Origin of the sequence: Kribbella sp. NPDC050124 (genome assembly GCF_044460355.1) — a bacterium.
GTDB lineage: Bacteria > Actinomycetota > Actinomycetes > Propionibacteriales > Kribbellaceae > Kribbella.
Genome location: NZ_JBITJU010000001.1, coordinates 1,241,980 through 1,260,717, shown reverse-complemented (window position 1 = coordinate 1,260,717; position 18,738 = coordinate 1,241,980). Strand labels below are relative to the sequence as shown.

General features: G+C 69.4%; 12 protein-coding genes. 6 read left to right on the top strand and 6 right to left on the bottom strand.

The features are described from left to right. Positions 1-12: 12 nt before the first annotated feature. From ACIBL3_RS06335 to ACIBL3_RS06325, 3 genes are all read right to left on the bottom strand, one after another. A complete protein-coding gene (locus tag ACIBL3_RS06335) occupies positions 13-444 on the bottom strand; it encodes a Fur family transcriptional regulator (protein WP_396352134.1) in 432 nt (143 codons plus the stop codon). A gap of 29 nt (positions 445-473) precedes the next feature. Further along, positions 474-3,197: a type I DNA topoisomerase gene (gene topA / locus ACIBL3_RS06330; protein ID WP_396352133.1), complete on the bottom strand. Its 2,724-nt coding sequence runs from the start codon at positions 3,195-3,197 to the stop codon at positions 474-476. Between the two features lie 251 nt (positions 3,198-3,448). Beyond that, the gene (locus ACIBL3_RS06325; RefSeq protein WP_396352132.1) at positions 3,449-4,207 is read right to left on the bottom strand and encodes a hypothetical protein; all 759 of its coding nucleotides are present in this window, start codon (positions 4,205-4,207) and stop codon (positions 3,449-3,451) included. 588 nt (positions 4,208-4,795) lie between these two features. On the opposite strand from ACIBL3_RS06325, the gene ACIBL3_RS06320 reads away from it, so the two are divergent. Beyond that, complete coding sequence (locus ACIBL3_RS06320) at positions 4,796-8,461, top strand: NPCBM/NEW2 domain-containing protein (RefSeq protein WP_396352130.1); 3,666 nt, start codon at positions 4,796-4,798, stop codon at positions 8,459-8,461. Positions 8,462-8,468: 7 nt separating this feature from the next. Then, complete coding sequence (locus ACIBL3_RS06315) at positions 8,469-9,902, top strand: methyltransferase (protein WP_396352129.1); 1,434 nt, start codon at positions 8,469-8,471, stop codon at positions 9,900-9,902. Here ACIBL3_RS06315 and ACIBL3_RS06310 read toward each other — a convergent pair. The 3 genes from ACIBL3_RS06310 to ACIBL3_RS06300 all read right to left on the bottom strand — a co-directional run bounded on the left by ACIBL3_RS06310 (position 9,899) and on the right by ACIBL3_RS06300 (position 13,497). Continuing rightward, positions 9,899-11,458: a diguanylate cyclase gene (locus tag ACIBL3_RS06310; protein WP_396352127.1), complete on the bottom strand. Its 1,560-nt coding sequence runs from the start codon at positions 11,456-11,458 to the stop codon at positions 9,899-9,901. The genes ACIBL3_RS06315 and ACIBL3_RS06310 overlap by 4 nt on opposite strands. 19 nt (positions 11,459-11,477) lie before the next feature. Then, positions 11,478-13,034, bottom strand: coding sequence for a diguanylate cyclase domain-containing protein (locus ACIBL3_RS06305; protein WP_396352125.1), 1,557 nt, complete (start codon positions 13,032-13,034; stop codon positions 11,478-11,480). A 217-nt stretch (positions 13,035-13,251) separates the two neighbouring features. Then, complete coding sequence (locus ACIBL3_RS06300; RefSeq protein ID WP_396352124.1) at positions 13,252-13,497, bottom strand: hypothetical protein; 246 nt, start codon at positions 13,495-13,497, stop codon at positions 13,252-13,254. Positions 13,498-13,652: 155 nt separating this feature from the next. On the opposite strand from ACIBL3_RS06300, the gene ACIBL3_RS06295 reads away from it, so the two are divergent. The 4 genes from ACIBL3_RS06295 (at position 13,653) to ACIBL3_RS06280 (ending at position 18,722) form a co-directional block, all read left to right on the top strand. Further along, positions 13,653-14,948, top strand: a complete 1,296-nt coding sequence (locus ACIBL3_RS06295) for a CHAT domain-containing protein (protein ID WP_396352123.1) — start codon at positions 13,653-13,655, stop codon at positions 14,946-14,948. 20 nt (positions 14,949-14,968) lie between these two features. Further along, complete coding sequence (locus ACIBL3_RS06290; RefSeq protein ID WP_396352122.1) at positions 14,969-15,298, top strand: hypothetical protein; 330 nt, start codon at positions 14,969-14,971, stop codon at positions 15,296-15,298. Between the two features lie 80 nt (positions 15,299-15,378). Beyond that, positions 15,379-15,930: a hypothetical protein gene (locus ACIBL3_RS06285; RefSeq protein ID WP_396352121.1), complete on the top strand. Its 552-nt coding sequence runs from the start codon at positions 15,379-15,381 to the stop codon at positions 15,928-15,930. Next, entirely contained in the window at positions 15,915-18,722 is a 2,808-nt protein-coding gene (locus tag ACIBL3_RS06280) for a hypothetical protein (protein WP_396352119.1), read from the top strand. The genes ACIBL3_RS06285 and ACIBL3_RS06280 overlap by 16 nt, the downstream gene beginning before the upstream one ends. Positions 18,723-18,738: the final 16 nt, after the last annotated feature.

The window sequence follows — 18,738 nt, the reverse complement described above, 5'->3', positions numbered from 1 at the left end:
GACCGGATCAGGTCAGGCTTGGCACGCCTTGCACACGCCGATCAGAGCGACCTGTTCGGGGGCCAACTGGAAGCCGAGCTCGCGCTGAAGCTTGCGCCTGGCCGAGTCGAGGGTGTCGCCCGGGGCGTCGTACACCGTGCCGCACTCCGAGCACCGCAGGTGCAGGTGGCGCGGAGCCAGGTCGCCGGCCAGGTGGTACGTCGTACCGGCGCGGCCGAGGTGAACGTGCGTGACCAGACCGAACTCGCCGAGCGCGTCCAGCGCCCGGTAGACGGTCGCGCGGTGGATGCCGGGGCGCAACTGCTCGGCGCGCTCGCCGATCTGCTCGGCGCTCAGGTGCTCCTCGGTGCCAGCGAGCACCTCCACCACCGCGAGCCGGGCCGGCGTGACCCGCTCGCCCCGTTCCCGCAGGCGCTGCGCGGTGACTTCGACAGCACTGGTCATTGGGCCTCTCTCAGGACTACTCAGAAGCCTCAGGACTTCTTGGCGGCCGTCTTCTTGGCGGTCGTCTTCTTCGCCGCGGCCTTCTTCGTGGTGGTCTTCTTCGCGGCCGCCTTCTTCGTCGTGGTCTTCTTGGCGGTGGACTTCTTGGCCGCCTTCTTCACCGGACCACGGGCCCGCTTGTCCGCCAGCAGCTCGGCGGCGCGCAGCAGCGAGATGGTCTCGACCGAGTCGTCCTTGCGCAGGGTCGCGTTGGTCTCGCCGTCGGTCACGTACGGGCCGAAGCGACCCTCCTTCACCACCACCGGCTTGCCGGACTCCGGGTCCTCGCCCAGCTCCTTCAGCGGCGGCGCCGCGGCCCGGCGGCCGCGCTGCTTCGGCTCGGAGTAGATCTTCAGCGCCTCTTCGAGGGTGATGTCGAACATCTGCTCCTCGGACGACAGCGACCGCGAGTCGGTGCCCTTCTTCAGGTACGGCCCGTAGCGGCCGTTCTGCGCGGTGATCTCGTCACCGCTCTCCGGGTCCATGCCGACCACCCGCGGCAGCGACAGCAGCTTCATCGCGTCCTCGAGGCTGACACTGTCCAGCGTCATCGACTTCAGCAGCGACCCGGTCCGCGGCTTGGCGCTCTTCGGCGCGTCCTCCGGCAGCACCTCGGTCACGTACGGACCGAACCGGCCGGCCTTCGCGACCACCTTCAGGCCGGTGTCGGGCGCTGTACCGAGCTCGTGCTCGACGCCGGACGGCTGGCTGAGCAGCTCCTGGGCCTTCTCGACGGTCAGCTCGTCCGGCGGCAGGTCCTCGGGCACGTTCGCGCGCCGCTCGTCCTTGTCCTCGACGTACGGACCGTAGCGGCCGACCCGGACCACGATGCCGCTGTCGTCACCGCCGACACCGAAGGTGGACATCTCCCGGGCGTCGATGTCGCCGAGGTCGTTCACCATCGAGTGCAGGCCCTCGAGGTCGGCGTCGCCGAAGTAGAACCGCGACAGCACGCCCTCGCGCTGCAGGTCCCCGGCGGCGACCTCGTCGAGCACGTCCTCCATGGTCGCGGTGAACGCGTAGTCCACCAGCCGGGTGAAGTGCTCCTCGAGCAGCCGGACGACCGCGAACGCCAGCCAGGCCGGCACCAGCGCGGAGCCCTTCTTGTACACGTACCGGCGGGCCTGGATGGTGCCGATGATCGACGCGTACGTCGACGGCCGGCCGATCTCGCGCTCTTCCAGCTCCCGGATCAGCGTCGCCTCGGTGTAGCGGGCCGGCGGTTTGGTCTCGTGCCCGGAGGCCAGCACCTCGACCGCGGGCAGCACGTCGCCCTCGGCCACGTCGGGCAGCCTGGTCTCCTGGTCGTCGGTCCCGGCGGACGGGTCGTCCGCGCCCTCGACGTACGCCTTGAGGAAGCCGTGGAAGGTGATCACCCGGCCGGACGAGGTGAACTCGCACTTCTCGCCGGACGAGGCGGTCGCGTCGATCCTGATCGAGACGCTGCGGCCCTCGGCGTCCTTCATCTGGGACGCGATGGTGCGCATCCAGATCAGCTCGTAGAGCCGGTACTCGGCGCCGCTCAGCCCGGTCTGCGCCGGGGTCTGGAAGACCTCGCCGGCCGGCCGGATCGCCTCGTGCGCCTCCTGCGCGTTCTTCACCTTGGAGGTGTAGACCCGCGGCTTGTCCGGCAGGTACGACGCGCCGTACAGCTCCCGGACCTGGGCCCGGGCGGCGGTGATCGCGGTGTCCGACAGCGTCACGCTGTCGGTACGCATGTAGGTGATGTTGCCGTTCTCGTACAGCCGCTGGGCGATCTGCATGGTCTGCGAGGCGGACATGCCGAGCTTGCGGCCGGCCTCCTGCTGCAGGGTGGTGGTCCGGAACGGCGCGTACGGCTTGCGGGTGTACGGCTTGGACTCGATCGACCGGACGGTGAACTGTGAGTCGCGCAGCGCGGCGGCGAGTGCGGTCGCGGTCTCCTCGTTCAGGTGGACCGTGGTCTGGCCCTTCAGCTCGCCGGAGGCGCTGAAGTCGCGGCCCTGGGCGACCCGCCGGCTGTCCACCGAGACCAGCCGGGACGGGAACTGCCGCGGCGTGCGGCCCGCACCGGCGTCGAGGGTGGCGTCCAGGTCCCAGTACGACGCGCTGCGGAAGGCGATCCGCTCGCGCTCACGGTCGACCACCATCCGGATCGCGACCGACTGCACCCGGCCCGCCGACAGCTTCGGCATGACCTTCTTCCACAGCACCGGCGAGACCTCGTAGCCGTAGAGCCGGTCCAGGATCCGGCGCGCCTCCTGGGCGTCGACCAGGGACTCGTTGATGTCGCGGGCGCTGCCGACCGCGTCCTGGATCGCCTTCGGGGTGATCTCGTGGAAGACCATCCGCTTGACCGGGACCTTCGGCTTCAGCTCGTCCAGCAGGTGCCAGGCGATCGCTTCGCCCTCGCGGTCCTCGTCGGTGGCCAGGTAGAGCTCGTCGGCGGACTTGAGCAGGTCCTTCAGCTTGCGGATCTGGGCCTTCTTGTCGGCCGGGACGACGTACAGCGGGTCGAAGTGGTCCTCGACGTTCACGCCGAGCCGGGCCCAGGGCAGGCCCTTGTACTTCGCCGGGATCTCGTCCGCCCCGCTGGGCAGGTCCCGGATGTGACCGAAGCTGGACTCCACCACGTACCCGGACCCCAGGAAACCGGCGATCATCCGCGCCTTCTTCGGCGACTCGACGATCACCAGCCTGCTTGCCGATGTCTTCGTCCCTGCTGCCCCTGCCACTGCGCTCCTTGCCCTAGCACTCTCTCGTCCGCCGACAACGCCCGCGATCAGGCGTCTGTTCCCCGAGCACAGACCGACCCCGTCCGAGGACAGGGTACGGCCGACGGCAACGCATTTCTCAACGCACGGTAACCGGTCGTGCCGTGATTACACGTCACGGGGTTTCAGAAAGTGCCCGGCAACTCCCGCCCTCTCGACCCCGAGGGTACGCCGTCGGAGGCCCGGCGGAGGTGGCAAGTGTCACAACCTGGTCAGCGGGCGAACCGGATCTCGGGAAATTCCGGCGAGTCGCCGCGGAGCAGCATCTCGGGTCGCCCGCGCAGGTTGTGGTCGAAGAAGGCGGCGATGTACCGGCGCTGGGCGAGCACGCTGCGGTACGGGTGGACCGCACCGACCAGTGCCGTCATCACCGAGGTGATGATCTCGTCCTCGCCGTAGATCGACCGGAACAACTGGTCGAAGACGAACTGGAAGTCGGTGAACGCCTTCTGCTTCGCGCCGGTCAGGCCGAGGTTCAGCTTCCAGCCGCGCTGCTCGTCCCAGAACCGGGCCCACGACCTGTCGTAGTACTCCTTGCCTGCGTCGGTGCGCTGACTGGTGTCCGAGCCGAACAGCAGGAACGGCTGGTCGAGTCCCTTCCGGGCCACCTCGCCGAGCGGGCCCTTGGCCGGGTCGTCCTGGAGCGTCCCGTCCAGGTCGAGGCCGGCCGCGAACCGCCGGTCCTCGAGCAGCGTGTTCGCGGTCGCGTAGCCGCCGAGGGAGAAGCCGAACATGCCGACGCGCTGCAGATCGAGGCCGCCGGCGAGCCCGGGCGGCAGCGTCTTGCCGTCCAGGTCGGGGTTGTCGCCGCGGACGATCCGCTCGAGCTGATCCAGCACGAAGCGCGCGTCCGCCGTCCGGGTCTCGACCGCCTTGCGGGTGAACGCCGGATCCGGCAGCTGGCCGGCCGGCACGCCGGGCAGGACCCGCCCGCAGTACGACGGGGTGCGGGATCGGCTGCATCGGCGCATCCACGCGGGAGTACGTGTCGGTGTTGGCGAAGTCGAACGAACCGGTCGGCACCGCCAGCCCGTACTCCCCGGTCCAGGCCTCGTCGACCTCGACCGCGGTCCGCTTCGGCATGTACTTGGCCAGCGGAGCCGCGGCGACCACCGAGCCGGGGTACCAGAGGCTGATCATCAGCTCCCGCTTGCCGCTGGGCATGGTCGGGTCCGGGCGGGACTGGTCGATCAGGTGCAGGGCGGTCGTGCCGAGCGCCTTCCGGCCGGTCGGAGGCGGCAGCTGGAACGTCACGGGGTGGAAGTCGGGGTCGTCCTGGGCCGTGAAGCGGTCGGGGTCGACGGGGTGGGCCTGGGCGAGGGCCGGGGTGGTCAGCGCGACGCCCAGGCCCAGACCACCGGTCAGCACTGCGCGTCGACTGAAGGTTCGACTGTTCGCCATGCGAAACATCGTCACTACCCGGGTTCACCCCGTGATGGCGGCGGCGTCTCAACTTCATCACGGCCGAGCTGATGACAAGCCGGGACCGGTGCGCTTCAATGAGCGCATTCTTGTTCATAGATGCGTGAAGTGAGGCACTCGTGAGCATCTTTGTCCGCATGAAACGTTCAGTGATCGCCCTTGCGATGATCGCGGGCGCACTGGTCGCTGTCAGCGCCCAAGCGCAGGCCCAACCCACCGCCGACACCACGCTGGGTGACGTCACCGGGTTCTCCGCCGACGGGGCGACGTACACACTCAGCGCCGGCGCCGCGAAGGTGCGGGTGGCGTTCCTCAAGGACGACGTGTTCCGGCTCTGGCTCGCACCGGACGGGAACTTCACGGACCCCGCCAACACGCCGCCGACCGACCCGACCGGACCCGCGTCGAACATCGTCGCCAAGACCGACTACGGCACGCCGGGTACATCGTGGCGGGATCGTGGCAGCTTCTACTCGCTGACGACCGGCAAGATCGAGGTCCGGGCGCAGAAGTCGCCGCTGCGGTTCTCGGTCCACCGCTCGAACGGCCAACTGGTCTGGGCCGAGACGGCGCCGCTGTCGTGGAACGACAGCTCCACGACGCAGTCACTGGGCCGCGGGCCGAGTGAGCAGTTCTTCGGCGGCGGCATGCAGAACGGCCGGTTCTCGCACCGCGACCAGACCATCAAGATCTCCCGCGACTTCAACTGGGAGGACGGTGGCAACCCGAACGCCTCTCCCTACTACATGAGCACCGCGGGGTACGGCGTACTGCGGAACACGTTCAGCCCGGGGAGCTACAGCTTCACCGAGCCCGTCGTCACCAAGCACGACGAGCAGCGGTTCGACGCCTACTACTTCATCGGCGACCTCAAGACCTCGCTCGACCGCTACACCGAGCTCACCGGCCGGCCGTTCATGCCGCCGATCTACGGGCTCGAGTACGGCGACTCGGACTGCTACAACCGCGGTCACTACGCGAAGGACCCGGACACCAGCAACGACTGGAAGGTGCACCCGGACAAGGTGACCACGCTGGACGCGGTGAAGATCGCGCAGCGGTTCAAGGACGAGGACATGCCCGGCGGCTGGATGCTGGTCAACGACGACTACGGCTGCGGGTACTCCGACGACACCGACTTCGAGCAGGTCGAGGGCACCTGGTGGGGCAAGCGGGAGATCCCGCCGCTCAAGCAGACCGGTGACGAGCTCCGCCGGCGCAACATCGAGATGGGTCTGTGGACGCAGTCGTCGCTGGACCGGCAGCCGGCCGAGGTCGGCGAGGCAGGGGTCCGGGTCCGCAAGCTGGACGTCGCCTGGGTAGGCCCGGGCTACCGGCACGCGCTGAGCGCCTGCGACACCGCGCACGGCGGCATCGAGCAGTACAGCAACGCCCGCGGCTTCGCCTGGATGGTGGAGGGCTGGGCCGGTGCGCAGCGGTGTGCAGTGCAGTGGACCGGCGACCACAGCGGTTCGCTGGACGCGATCAAGTGGCAGATCCCGGCCATCCACGGCTCCGGCAACTCCGGCATCGCTTACACCGCCGGCGACGTGGACGGCATCTTCGGCGGCTCGCCCACGTCGTACGTCCGGGACATGCAGTGGAAGGTCTTCAACCCGGCCTTCATGACGATGTCCGGCTGGGCCACCCCGGCGTTCAAGCAGCCGTGGGCGTACGGCGATCCCTACACCTCGATCAACCGCAAATACCTGAAGCTGCGGGAGCGCCTGCTGCCGTACTTCTACACGTACGCCGCGGAGGCGCACCGGACCGGCGCACCGCTGAACCGGTCGCTGGTGCTGGAGTACCCGAACGACCCGAAGACCTGGGACGACACCACCAAGTACGAGTTCTTGGCCGGCAAGGAGTTCCTGGTCGCGCCGATGTGGGGTGCGGACGAGGTGAAGAACGGCATCTACCTGCCCAAGGGCAACTGGGTCGACTACTGGACCGGCCGCGTCTACCAGGGCCCGACCACGCTGAACGGGTACAACGCGCCGCTGGACACCCTGCCGCTGTTCGTGAAGGCGGGCGCCGTCGTACCGATGTGGAAGGCGGGCATCAACACCGCGGCCGAGCAGGGCTTCGGCGACCCGCTGACCGTCGACATCTACCCGCAGGGCAAGTCGTCGTTCAGCCTGTTCGAGGACGACCGGGTCACGCGGTCCGGGCAGTCCGCCACCCAGGTCTTCACCGTGGACGCGCCGACGCAGGACCGCGGCGACGTGACGGTCAAGATCGGCGCGAGCGTCGGCTCGTACTCCGGCAAGCCCGCGTCTCGCCCGTACGAACTGACCGTCCACACCGGCACCGCGCCGCGTGAGGTCCTGGTGGACGGCCGCAAGGTGAGCGGCTGGACGTACGAGAACGGCGTCGTCAACGTGAAGACGGCAGCGATCCCCACTTCACGCTCTGCTGTGGTGCAGCTCGTTGGTACGTCGTCGGTCGGTGGCCCCGATGTCGCGAACACCTTCGGCACGCCGGAGCTCATCTCCCCGTCGCTGTGGAACGCTCCCGGCCAGGCCACCGAGGTGACCGCGACCTTCCAGAACGGCAGCAAGGAGACGATGCGGAACGTCAGCCTGGACGTGCAGGTCCCAAGCGGCTGGACCGTGACCGGTCAGAAGGTGTTCGCCAGCGTCGAGCGCGGCAAGACCGTGACGACCAAGCTGCACGTCACGCCCGGCGCGGACGTGAAGCCGGCGTCGTTCACGCTGAAGCTGGTGGCGACCTACCTTGCTGGAGGCAAGAGCTACTCGAACAGTGCGGCGGCCACCGCCCAACTGCCGTACGCCTCGTTGTCCCAGGCAGCCAACGTGGTCGGTATCAGCGACGCGTCGACGTACGCCCAAGGCAACTTCGACGGGTCGGGTAACAGCTTCAACGGCGAGGCGCTCGCGGCAGCCGGATACACGCCTGGCGCGACGGTGACCGTGCAGGACGCACAGTTCACCTGGCCGTCCGGTGCGCCGGGAACACCCAACCTGGTGAAGAACCAGCCGGCGCCGATCCTGGTCTCGGGTACCGGCTCGCACCTCGCCCTGCTGGGCGCCGGCGCCAGCCTCAACGCTCGCGGGGCCGTGACCATCATCTACACCGACGGTTCGCAGTCCCAAGGCACGTTCCAGCTGCCGAACTGGTGCTGCCAGGACCCGGCCACGGGCGGCGCCAAGCTCGCGGTGTCGGTGAAGGGTCGCTACACGCAGGCAGGTCTGAGCAACACGACGACCGACTACCGGGTCTTCTACACCGCCGTACCGCTCGACCCGGGGAAGACGGTCAAGGCGATCAAGCTGCCCGGTGGCGGACTCGGGTTCTTCGCCGCCACGATCGCCGACAAGCCGTTGCCACCGGCACCGACCGGCGAGAAATGGGTCAGCGACCTGGAGTTCCTCGACTCGACCAACGGCTGGGGTCCGGTGGAACGGGACCGCAGCAACGGCGAGGACGGGGCCGCCGACGGCAACCCGATCACCCTCGACGGGGTGCAGTACGTGAAGGGCCTCGGAACGCACGCGCCGTCCGCGGTCAGTGTCCGGATCGGCGGGAACTGCAACACCTTCACCGCGAAGGTCGGCGTGGACGACGAGATGGAGGACCGCGGCAAGGTCAGCTTCAAGGTGCTCGTCGACGGCGTCGCGAAGTACACCTCCGACCTGCTCACCGGTACGTCGCCCACCGCCAACGTCTCGGTCGACGTGAGCGGCGGCCAGACCCTGACCCTGCAGGTCACCGACGGCGGCGACGGCATCACCAGCGACCACGGCGACTGGGCGGAGGCAAAGGTGAGCTGCAACCCATAATGGCTGCATGACTGAACTGACGGCGACCGTTGTGGACGCGCTGCGACAGGCGTTCACAGCAGCCGGGTACACGGTCGAGGGTGTGGCCGAACGGCTCGGTCCTCAGGCCAACAGTGCGCTGGCCCGCAACGAGACCACTCTTGCGGGCCGGCGCACCGGCTCCGGTGACGCGCTGGACACGATGATCCGGTTGTTCCTGCTGCAGCGCGCCGTACCGGAATCCCTTGTCACACAGGCCTTTCCCGGCATCGATTTAGTTGCTCTAGGCATCGTTGACTCGACCGGAGAGGCATTGCTCGACATTCGGCCGTATGCCGAGGACGGGCGGGAGTGGTGGGTGGTCGCGGATCTCACGCCGGGGCTGGACGGGCGGCGGGAGGCGATGCGGTCCGACTACGTGCTCGGGATCGCGCCGGCCAGTCTGAGCCTCATCCACCTGACCGTGCCGATCAAGGCCGAGCGGGCCCTCGACATCGGCACCGGGTGCGGCATCCAGTCGCTGCACCTGGCCGACCGGGTCAACCAGGTCGTCGCCACCGACGTGAACCCACGGGCGCTGCAGCTGGCCCGGTGGACGGCCGCGCTGAACCGGGTCGACCTCGACGTCCGCTCGGGCAGTCTGTTCGAGCCGGTCCGTGGCGAGCGGTTCGACCTGATCGTGAGCAACCCGCCGTACGTGATCTCGCCGGGCGACGGGCGGCTGACGTACCGGGAGACCGGGTTCGCCGGTGACTCCGTCGTCGAGCAGCTGGTGCGACAGGCGCCGTACCACTTGACCGAGGGGGGCTGGTGCCAGCTGCTGGCCAACTGGACGTGCGTCCGTGGCGAGGACTGGCGCGACCGGATCGCTGGGTGGACGGGCGACCGGTCGGCGTGGGCGGTGCAGCGCGAGCAGCTCGACCCGGCGGAGTACGTCGAGCTGTGGCTGCGGGACGCGGGGCTGCACGGGTCCCCGGAGTACACGGCCCGGTACGACGCTTGGCTGCGCTGGCTGGACGACCAGGATGTCGAGGCGATCGGCATGGGCTGGATCACCTTGCACAACGTGGCCGGGTCACTCGACGCCGAGGAGTGGCCGTACGAGATCGAGCGGCCGATCGGTCCGCACGTGCTGCGCCGGTTCGAACGGTCGGAGGGTTTGCCGGACGACCTGACCGGGCAGCACTTGGTGGTCGCGGATGACGTCATCCAGGAGACGAGTGGGCAGCCGGGCGCCGAGGACCCGGCGTCGATCGTGCTGCGACGGCAGCGCGGCATGCGGCGGGCGGAGCAGGCGGACACCGTGCTGGCTGGGTTCGTCGGTGCGTGTGACGGGGACTTGAGCGTGGGGCAGATCCTGGCGGCGCTGGCGGACTTGTTGGAGCAGCCGCTGGAGAATGTCCTTCGGGAGTACCTCCCACAGGTCAGACGCCTTGTGGTGGAAGGGTTCCTGGACTACTAAGTCCGGCGTCGGCGCTTGTCGGCGTACATTCGCCGGTCGGCCTCGCTGAGCAGGTCCGCGACCGCCGTACCGTCGGTGCTGCTCGCCTGACCGACGCTCAGCCGCAGCATGCCGAACCACGGCTCCGCCGCCGACACCGCGACCCGGTCCGCCGCGACCTTGATCCGCTCCACCAGCTCCCGCGCACCACGCTCGTCGGGCTTGTCCAGTACGACGACGAACTCGTCTCCACCGGCTCGCGCCACCACATCCTCGGAACGGCACTGCTCGGTCAGCAGCTGCCCGACGAGTCGCAGTACGTCGTCACCGCAGGCGTGCCCGTAGCTGTCGTTGATCACCTTGAGGTTGTCCACATCGATGGCGATCACCGCCACCGAACGGTTGGCGGCGCGCGCGACCGACATGCGCTCGTCGAGTGCTCTGCGGTTGCCGACGCCGGTCAGCGGATCCTCACGGGCCGCCCGCCACTCCGCGTCATGCCGGATCGAGAGCTCGTGGTTGGCCAGAGCGGAGCGTACGGCGTACAGACCGCGCAACCGCTCGGCCCACCAGCCTCTGGTGATCGCACGCGCGTACTGCAGCCCAGTGACCGCCCCGAGGTCCCCGGAGTCCGCCACGATCTGCACAGCGGTGTGGCGGACCAGCGCCTCGACCGGTGGATCCGATGTCGGCGGCAGGTCGCTACCAGCCCGCTGTGCGGCCTCTGCAGCGTCCTCCAGCCTGCCCGCTGTTGCGTACGCCTTGGCCAGGTAGGTGCCCGCGATCGCCGCGAGCTCCAGGTCGCCCAGCTTCGCCAGCTGGTCACGGCAGTCCTTGAGGATCGCCACTGCCTCGACTGCGTCGGTGTCGTCGTCGCTCGCGGCCAGCCACATCCGCCCGGCGATCGGCCAATACCCGAGCAGGTCGTCCCGGACGATCACCTTGACCGCCTCAGCCGCCCACCGGTGCGCATCCCGCCGGCGTTCGCCGATCTCGTCGTCGTACGACGTGTCGCCCAGGCGCTCGAGCTCGTGCGCCCACCGCAGATTCGACTCGGCCAGGTTGAGCCGGTTGATCGTCGGCGCCTCGGGCAGACCGAGCGGGTCGTGGTCCCCTTCGGCCGCAAGCTCGAAGTGCGGGATGCACAGCTCGTACAGGCGCAGCAGGTCGTAGGCGTACCCGAGGCCGGTGTGCGCCCAGCCGGCCAGACCGAGGTCGCGGGTCCGGGACAGCGCGTTCTCGGCCGCGACCAGGTCGGCGACCGAGTCACCGCCCTCGCCGGTGCGGATCAGGGTGATGATCCGGATCGCGATCGCGTTCGCCTCCCAGCCGGGCTCGTCGATCGCGCGGGCCACCCGGATACAGGCGTCGACCGCGTCCAGCGCCTCGCCGGCGTCGGTGGCGTGGTGCGCCGCGACGGCCCGCACGTACTCGGCGGCGGCCCGCTCCGGGCTCGGCTCGGACCCCAGCTCGGCCAGCAACCGGTGCAGCTCGATCGCCGCCTCGGCCGGATTGCCGGACTGGGCCCGCGTCATCGCCGTCGCGATCCGCGCGGTCACCCCCGACGTGTCGCGCACCTCACAACCCCCTGTCGCCTCACCGCCTACGGCGCTTGTCGTCGTACAGCCGGCGGTCCGCGGTGGCGATCAGCTGATCGACCGCGACTCCTTCGGCCGTCGCGGCGTACCCGATGCTCAACCCCAGCCGACCGAGCCAAGGCTTCGCGGTCGACGCCGCGATCGCCGCGGCCGCCGTACGGATCCGCAGCGCCAACTGGGCGCCACCCTTGGCGTCCGGCTGGTCCAGCACCACGATGAACTCGTCGCCTCCCGATCGAATCACGGCATCGGTCGCTCGCGCCTGTTCTACCAGGAGATTTGCCACAACCTGCAGCAATTCGTCCCCGCAGGCGTGCCCGTACGTGTCGTTGACAACCTTCAGGTCGTCGACATCGATCGCCAGCACCGTCACCGCCCGGCCCGAGTCGCGGGCCGCGGTCAGCCGCTCGTCCAGCGCCCGGCGGTTTCCGATCCCGGTCAGCGGATCCTGCCGCGCCGCATGCCACTCGGCGTCGTGCCGCTGCGACAGGTCATGCGTGGCAAGCGCATGCCGTACGGCGTTCAGCGCTCGCTGCCGCTCCTTCCACCAGCCACGCGCAACCGAACGTGCATACGCCAACCCTGCAACGGCTCCCGGCCCGCCCGTACTCGCCGCGAGCTCCGCCCTGGTCTGCAGCACCAGCACGTGGGTCGCCGGATCCGCCAACGGAATAAGGTCGTCCGCAGCCCGATCGGCCGCTGCCTTCGCCTCGTCATGCTTACCGTCGGCCTCGAGAGCCCTGGCCAGGTAGGTGCCCGCGATCGCCAGCCGCTCGGTCTCACCCAGCTTGCTGATCTCGTCCCGGCACTCCTTCAGCTCGGCAACCGCCTGCGCCGGATCCTCGTCCGTCGCAGCCGCCGCCAGCCACAACCGGGCACTCAACCGCCAGAACTCCTGGCCCTCGCCGTCGACGATCACCCGCTCCGCCGCCCGCGCCCAGTACGCCGCCGACGCCCGCCGCTCCTGGATCTCCCGCTGGCACGACGGATCACCCAGCCGCTCGAGCTCGTGCGCCCACCGCAGATACGTCTCGGCCAGATTCAGCCGATCGATCGCCAAGGACTCGGCCAGCTCGAAGACGTCCGCGTCGAGCCGGGTGGCGAGCTCGTAATGCGGAATGCAGAGTTCGTAAAGGCGTAGTACGTCGTACGCGTAGCCGAGGCCGGTGTGCGCCCAGGCAGTCAGGCCGTCGTCTCGGGTCCTCTTGAGGGCGTGTTCGGCGGCGACCAGATCCTTCACGGTGTCCCCGCCGCGACCGCTGCGGGCCAGGTTGATGATCCGGATCGGCAGCGCGTTCGCTTCCCACCCCGGCTCGTCGATCGCCTTCGCGACCGCAATGCAGTCGTCGACAGCCTTGATGGCCTCGTCGGCGTCACTCGCGTGATGAGCAGCGACGCCGCGAACGTACTCGGCGGCGGCCAGCTGGTAACTCGGCACACCACCAAGCTCCGCGCGGACCGCCTCGATCTCAGCGGCCGCGGTCGCATGCCCACCCGTCTGAGCCAACGTCATCGCGGCGGCGATCCGGGCGGTCAGCGCGCCCCCAGTCGCCATCTCGCCACTACCCATAACCCCGCCGGCGGCCTTTCCCTCTCCACACCCGCACATCGGGCCGGACCGCCCATTGTGACCACCCACCCCCACATCTGTCACGACCCGAACCCGCCACAGACCACCTAGTGCCACGAATCAGTTACCCACGCTTTGTTTGAAAGCAGGTGGTGCCGACGGGATGTCGTCGTCCAAAGCGCCCCGACGAACGCGACAGGACTCAGCGTCCGTCAGGCCAGCCCGGGATCACCTGTTCGGCCGGGATGAACTCCTCATCCCGCCCCTCGCGAGCTGCCTCGAGCGCCTCGTCGTACCGCGGACTCGAGTACGCGACCGCCCGCAGCCGCCACAGCCTCAAGACCTCGCCACCGGCGCCGTCGTACTCATCCAGGAACTGCGCATGCCACTTCTCCGGCAACACCCGAAGAATCTCCCCGACCTCATCCGGCACCGGCCAACCAGTCACGATGGGACTCTATCCAGGCTCGTTCCGTTCGATTTGCCTTGACCCTGGAGCAGGCGAAGGCTGTCGCCGCGCGGCGGTGTCCTTTGGCGTGGCGGTGGACCGGTTCGCGCCTTAGAGTGAACGTTCGATCGCCGAGGGTTTCTGGGGGCTTAGCGATGAGGCATGACAGGCCGGCTGCGGAGTCCCGGCGTGCCGGTGAGCGGATGGCGCTCGATCAGGAGTGGAACGACGTGCTCGCGGAGATCCGGGCACTCGACGGGTTCGCGGACTTCCTGAAGCCGCCGCGACTAGATGCACTCCGACTGGCTGCGACCGGCGGACCGGTCGTGATGGTGAACGTCAGCCAATGGCGCTCAGACGCGCTGATCGTCACAGAAGGCGGAGTGCTACCGCCCCTCGAACTACCCGAGGCCTCACAGCAACGCACCACCGAGTGGGCCGCGCGCTACCTAGAGGCAGTGCATCGCTTCCAACTCGCCGAGCAGGAGACCTACGAGGCGCAGCGCCGCTTCCGCGAGGGCGACCAGTCGCCGGCCGCGTTCCAGGAGTTCCACGCGGCCGCGCAGCGCCTGCACACCGAGCGGCTCCTGATGGAAACCGTCGTCACCGAGGTACTCGACTGGCTATGGGCAGCGATTTCCGACCCCGTGCTGACCCACCTCGGCTTCACTCAGACCCCACCGGACGACGCATGGCCGCGACTGTGGTGGTGCCCGACCGGCCTGCTCACCGCCCTGCCACTGCACGCCGCAGGCCGGCACGGCGCGAAGGAGTCGGTGCTCGACCGCGTCATCCCGTCGTACACACCGACCCTCCGAGCGTTGCACGAGGCAACTAACAGCAGGAGCCCGGCACCACGGCCGGAGCTCCTCGTCGTCGCCGTACCGGACGCACCCGGCCAGACCCCGCTCCCCAACGTCGACCGCGAGGCCGACCTGCTGGCCAGGCTGTTCCCTGGCGACCGGAGCACGGTCCTGTACGGCGCGGACGCCACCACCACCCGGGTCCGTGAGGAGCTCGGCCGGCACCACTGGGCTCACTTCAGCTGTCACGGCCACCAGGACCTCACGGATCCATCGAACGGCGGACTCCTGCTGTACGACGGCACGCTGACCGTGCAGAGCATCAGCAATCGCACGGATCTGGGCGAGTTCGCGTTCCTGTCCGCCTGCAAGACCGCGACCGGTGGACTGGACCTCGCCGACGAAGTGATCACCCTGGCCGCGGCGCTCCACTACGCCGGCTACCGCCAGGTCGTCGCGACCCTCTGGTCCGTGTACGACCCGACCGCGGCTGACGTGGTCGAGAGCGTCTACACCGAGCTCTGCTCCGACGGACAGGTTGGCGCCGACGGGGCCGCGGCGGCGCTGCATCGCGTCGTACGGCGACTACGCGACCAGCACCCGGCGAGTCCGAGCGTGTGGACGCCCTTCGTGCACCTCGGACCGTGACGACCAAGGAGACCCTGACGATGAACGACGTTCGCCCCGGCGGACCGGTGCCGTATCGCGAGGTGAGCGAACCTGGGTACGCCGAGAAGGCCGCCGAGACGTTCGTGATCGAGAACTTCGACGTCGGCATGTCCCTGCTCGGCGGGGTCTGCCCACGGTGTCAGGCGGCAATCGAAGTGCCCTTGGTCGACGGCATCTTCCGGAGCGCGCCGACCACGGAGCGCGCCGAGCGGAACGGCCACCACGCTGTGCCGGTCATCTGCACCTGCACGGAGGCGCACCCAGGACGGCCGGACGGTCGCGTCGGCTGCGGCGCGTACTGGATCTTCAACCTCCCGGCCGGCTCGTGAGCCGGCCGGGACCAGGTCGGCCGGCGCCAGGCCGCGCGGCCACGACAGCTGACCTGCTCCGCGCACAGCAGGTCGACCTCATGCGTCGTACCGAACTCGCGAGAGTCCGTGCAGCCGCCACCCAGTGGCGCAACGGCCTGGCCGGCCTCCTCATCGCCTTGGTCGGGTTCAGCCTGATCAAGGGACGGTCCGACATCACCGAACTGACCCCGGCAGCAGCTGCGATCGTCGGCGTACTCCTGCTCCTCGCCCTACTCGCAGGAGCAGCCGCCGCGCTCTACCTGCTCCGAGCCTCCAACGGGCGCCCAGCGGTCGTCCCCGTCGCCGCGCTCGCGCCCCTTCCGATCGCCGAGCACCGCGAGGCTCAGGCCGCAGCGCGGGCATTGCGCCGCGGGATCGGACTGAGCCTGGCCTGCGCAGCGCTACTCGTGGCTGCCGTCGCAAGCACCTGGTACGGCCCGGCCCGCAACCGGCCCAAGGTGGAGATCACGACCGACAGCCGGACCGTGTGCGGCTCGGTGCTCCGGATCGAGTCCGGCCGGATGACCCTCCAGACCCAGGCCGGAGAGATCTCCGTCGAGCTGAACAAGCTCACGTCCGTCGAGGCGGTGGACTCATGTCCCGCGAACTGATCGAGTCGCTCTACGGCCGGGTCGAGCACTTCAAACAGGATCCGCGCGCGCGGACAGTGTTCGGCCCCGACGCCGATGCGGAAGTGGCCGGCCTGTTCGAGACACCGGGGTTCGCCGAGAACCTGGAAGGCCGGCACGCCGCCGGGATGCTGTTCTGGTGCCGGTTCCTCGCCTCGGGGTCGACCGACCAGGACACGTTCCGGACCGCGGTCGGCCTGCTCGAGCCGATCGTGTTCGCTCAGCCGAACGCCGTACCGGATCGGGTGCGAGAGGTCGTCCAGGCCAGGGAGAGCACCGCGGCGGTGTCCGACGAGGCGATTGCGCTGTTCGAGCAGTACCAGCAGACCGGCGAGCTCGCGCTCCTGGACCGGGCGATCGAGCTGATGACGAGCGCACTGAACATGGTGCCCGCAGGAGCACCGGCCGCAGTCACGTTCCGCTTCAACGTCGGCAGCTTCTGCTGGACCCGCTACCGCCATCTCGGCGACCCGGCCGATCTCGCCACCGCGGTCGAGCACTTCACGGTCGCGACCGAGAACGACCACGGCGGGCAGCTCGCCGGGGCCGCGCCGGCGCTCTACGAGCACGCCAGCCAACTCCTCAGCGCCTATGAGGCGAGCAACGCGCTCGACTTCCTGTTGTACGCCATCCACGTCCAACGGTGCTCGGCTCAGCTCGCGACCACGAACCAGGCGTCGTACGCCGCCTTCCTCGCCGACCTGATCCAGCTGGCCTACGAGCGCACCGCCCGACTCGAAATGCTCGACGACGCTGTGGCGACAGCGGAGTGGGCACTGTCCTTGGAGCCCGCGAACCCCTGGCCGCAGCGCAGCCTCGCACTCTCGCTGATCCACCGAGCCACGACAAGCAACGATGCCGAAGCCGCGAATCGGGCCGTCGACCTCGCCCGCCGCGCGGCCGCCACGGACGGCGAGAGCAGAACCCTCCAGGTGCTCGGTACGGCGCTGCGCACCCGGCACCTGCTCACCGGCGACCACGCCGCGATGACCGAGGCTGTCGCCGTACTGCGACAAGCCGCCGACGCCACCGATCCCGCGGACCCGGACCACGTGCGCCGGCTGATGGCCCTCGCCGACATCCTCCGGGCCGCGGCGGACAGCCCGGAGCTCGCGGCGGAAGCGGTGACCATCGCCCGTCGGGTCGTCGAGATCTCCGCGCCGTCGGACCCGGAGTACCCGATGCGCCGGGCGATCGTCGTCATGGCGCTGCTGAAGCAGCACGAACTCACCGGCGATCCTGCGGTCCTCACCGAGGCCGTAGCGGAGGGCCGCAGCGCACAGCGGGCCATGGCTACGACCGAGCCGACCTACCCGGCCGTGGTCCGGTCGCTGGCCGCGGCGCTGGTCCACGGTCCGGTCGGCGATGACACGATCGCGCTGACCGGCGAGGCCATCGAGCTCGTCCGCGACTGTCTCGCGCAGCTCCCGGAGTCGCACCCGGAGAACTCGCACCTGCACACCGATCTCGCCAGGCTGCACGCTTTCGACGGTCACTGGCGGCTGCTGCGCTCCCTCGGCCACACCACCGACGACGCCGAGCTCGACCGGATCATCGAGGCGTGCGAGCTCGGGATGGCGGTCGACCCGACTGCCCTCACCGACCTCTGCTCCGCATTGCGGCTCAGGTTCGAGGCCACCGGCGAGCGGGCCGATCTGGACCGGTCGATCACGGCGGGTCTGCAAGCCGTCGACGCTCTCACCGACCCGGACCAGCTCGCGCGAGCCCAGAACGCGGTCGGCTTCGCCCTGCGGCTCCGCTACGAGCAGACCGAGCACTTGGCGAGCCTCAACGACGCCATCGACCTCCTGCAGTCCGCAAACGAACATGCAGGGGCCCCTGACCTGCGTGCGGCCGTGCTCAACCAACTGGGCAACGCGCGGTGGGCACGTCATCTGCGCACCAATGACCCGGGTGAGCTGGAGGCCGCTCTGGCTGAGCTGCGGCAGTCGGTACAGGTCGGAGCCGAGCACGACGGCGTGGACCCCGGTCACCTGAGCAACCTCGGTCTGGCCCTGGCCACGCAGTACGAGCGGACTCGTGAGCCGGCGGTCCTCGACGAGATGGTGTCGGTCCTCCAGCGAGCGGTTCAGGAGTCGCGGCCGGACAACAACCGGCTGCCGATGTTCCAGTCCAACCTGGGCCGCGCCTTGTTGAGTCGCTTCGAGCGTGACGGCGTACTGGCTGACCTCGATGCCGCGATCGTCGCGCACCAGGAGGCGATCGCGGCCCCGGCAGCCGGGGCGCAGTTCCGGATAGCCGCCGGGTTCAACCTCGGGGGATGCTGGCTGCAGCGGTTCCGGCGGACGGCCGATCCAGCGGACTTCAGCAAGGCCCTGACCGCCTACCAGTCGACGGCGGGATCCTCGTCGGCACCGCCGTTCCTCAGAACGCAGGCCGCCGCTGATTGGGGAGCGCTCGCCGCCGGGGCCGAGGACTGGACCGAAGCGCTCGACGGCTACACGACCGCGCTCGAACAACTCCCGTACGTCGCGCCCCGCTTCCTGGACCGCTCCGACCAGGAACACGGCCTACGCCAACTCAGCTCTCTCGGCGCCGACGCAGCCGCCTCCGCCCTCCAAGCATCCAACGGCACCCCGGAGGCCGACACCCTCCACGCCCGAGCCGTAGAACTCCTCGACCAAGGACGAGCCGTCCTCCTGACCCAACTCTTCGAATCCCAAGGCGACCTCTCCCGCCTCCGCACCCACTCCCCCTCCCTGGCCGACAAGTTCGAGACCCTGAGAACCCGCCGCAACCACCCCGCCCCCTGACCAACCCGCTCGGGTC

Coding starts and splice junctions, on each gene's coding strand:
- ACIBL3_RS06315 (WP_396352129.1), top strand. CDS start 8,469: ATGACTGAACTGACGGCGACCGTTGTGGACGCGCTGCGACAGGCGTTC.
- ACIBL3_RS06295 (WP_396352123.1), top strand. CDS start 13,653: ATGAGGCATGACAGGCCGGCTGCGGAGTCCCGGCGTGCCGGTGAGCGG.
- ACIBL3_RS06325 (WP_396352132.1), bottom strand. CDS start 4,207: ATGCGCCGATGCAGCCGATCCCGCACCCCGTCGTACTGCGGGCGGGTC.
- ACIBL3_RS06285 (WP_396352121.1), top strand. CDS start 15,379: ATGCGTCGTACCGAACTCGCGAGAGTCCGTGCAGCCGCCACCCAGTGG.
- ACIBL3_RS06280 (WP_396352119.1), top strand. CDS start 15,915: ATGTCCCGCGAACTGATCGAGTCGCTCTACGGCCGGGTCGAGCACTTC.
- ACIBL3_RS06335 (WP_396352134.1), bottom strand. CDS start 444: ATGACCAGTGCTGTCGAAGTCACCGCGCAGCGCCTGCGGGAACGGGGC.
- ACIBL3_RS06305 (WP_396352125.1), bottom strand. CDS start 13,034: ATGGCGACTGGGGGCGCGCTGACCGCCCGGATCGCCGCCGCGATGACG.
- ACIBL3_RS06320 (WP_396352130.1), top strand. CDS start 4,796: ATGAAACGTTCAGTGATCGCCCTTGCGATGATCGCGGGCGCACTGGTC.
- ACIBL3_RS06290 (WP_396352122.1), top strand. CDS start 14,969: ATGAACGACGTTCGCCCCGGCGGACCGGTGCCGTATCGCGAGGTGAGC.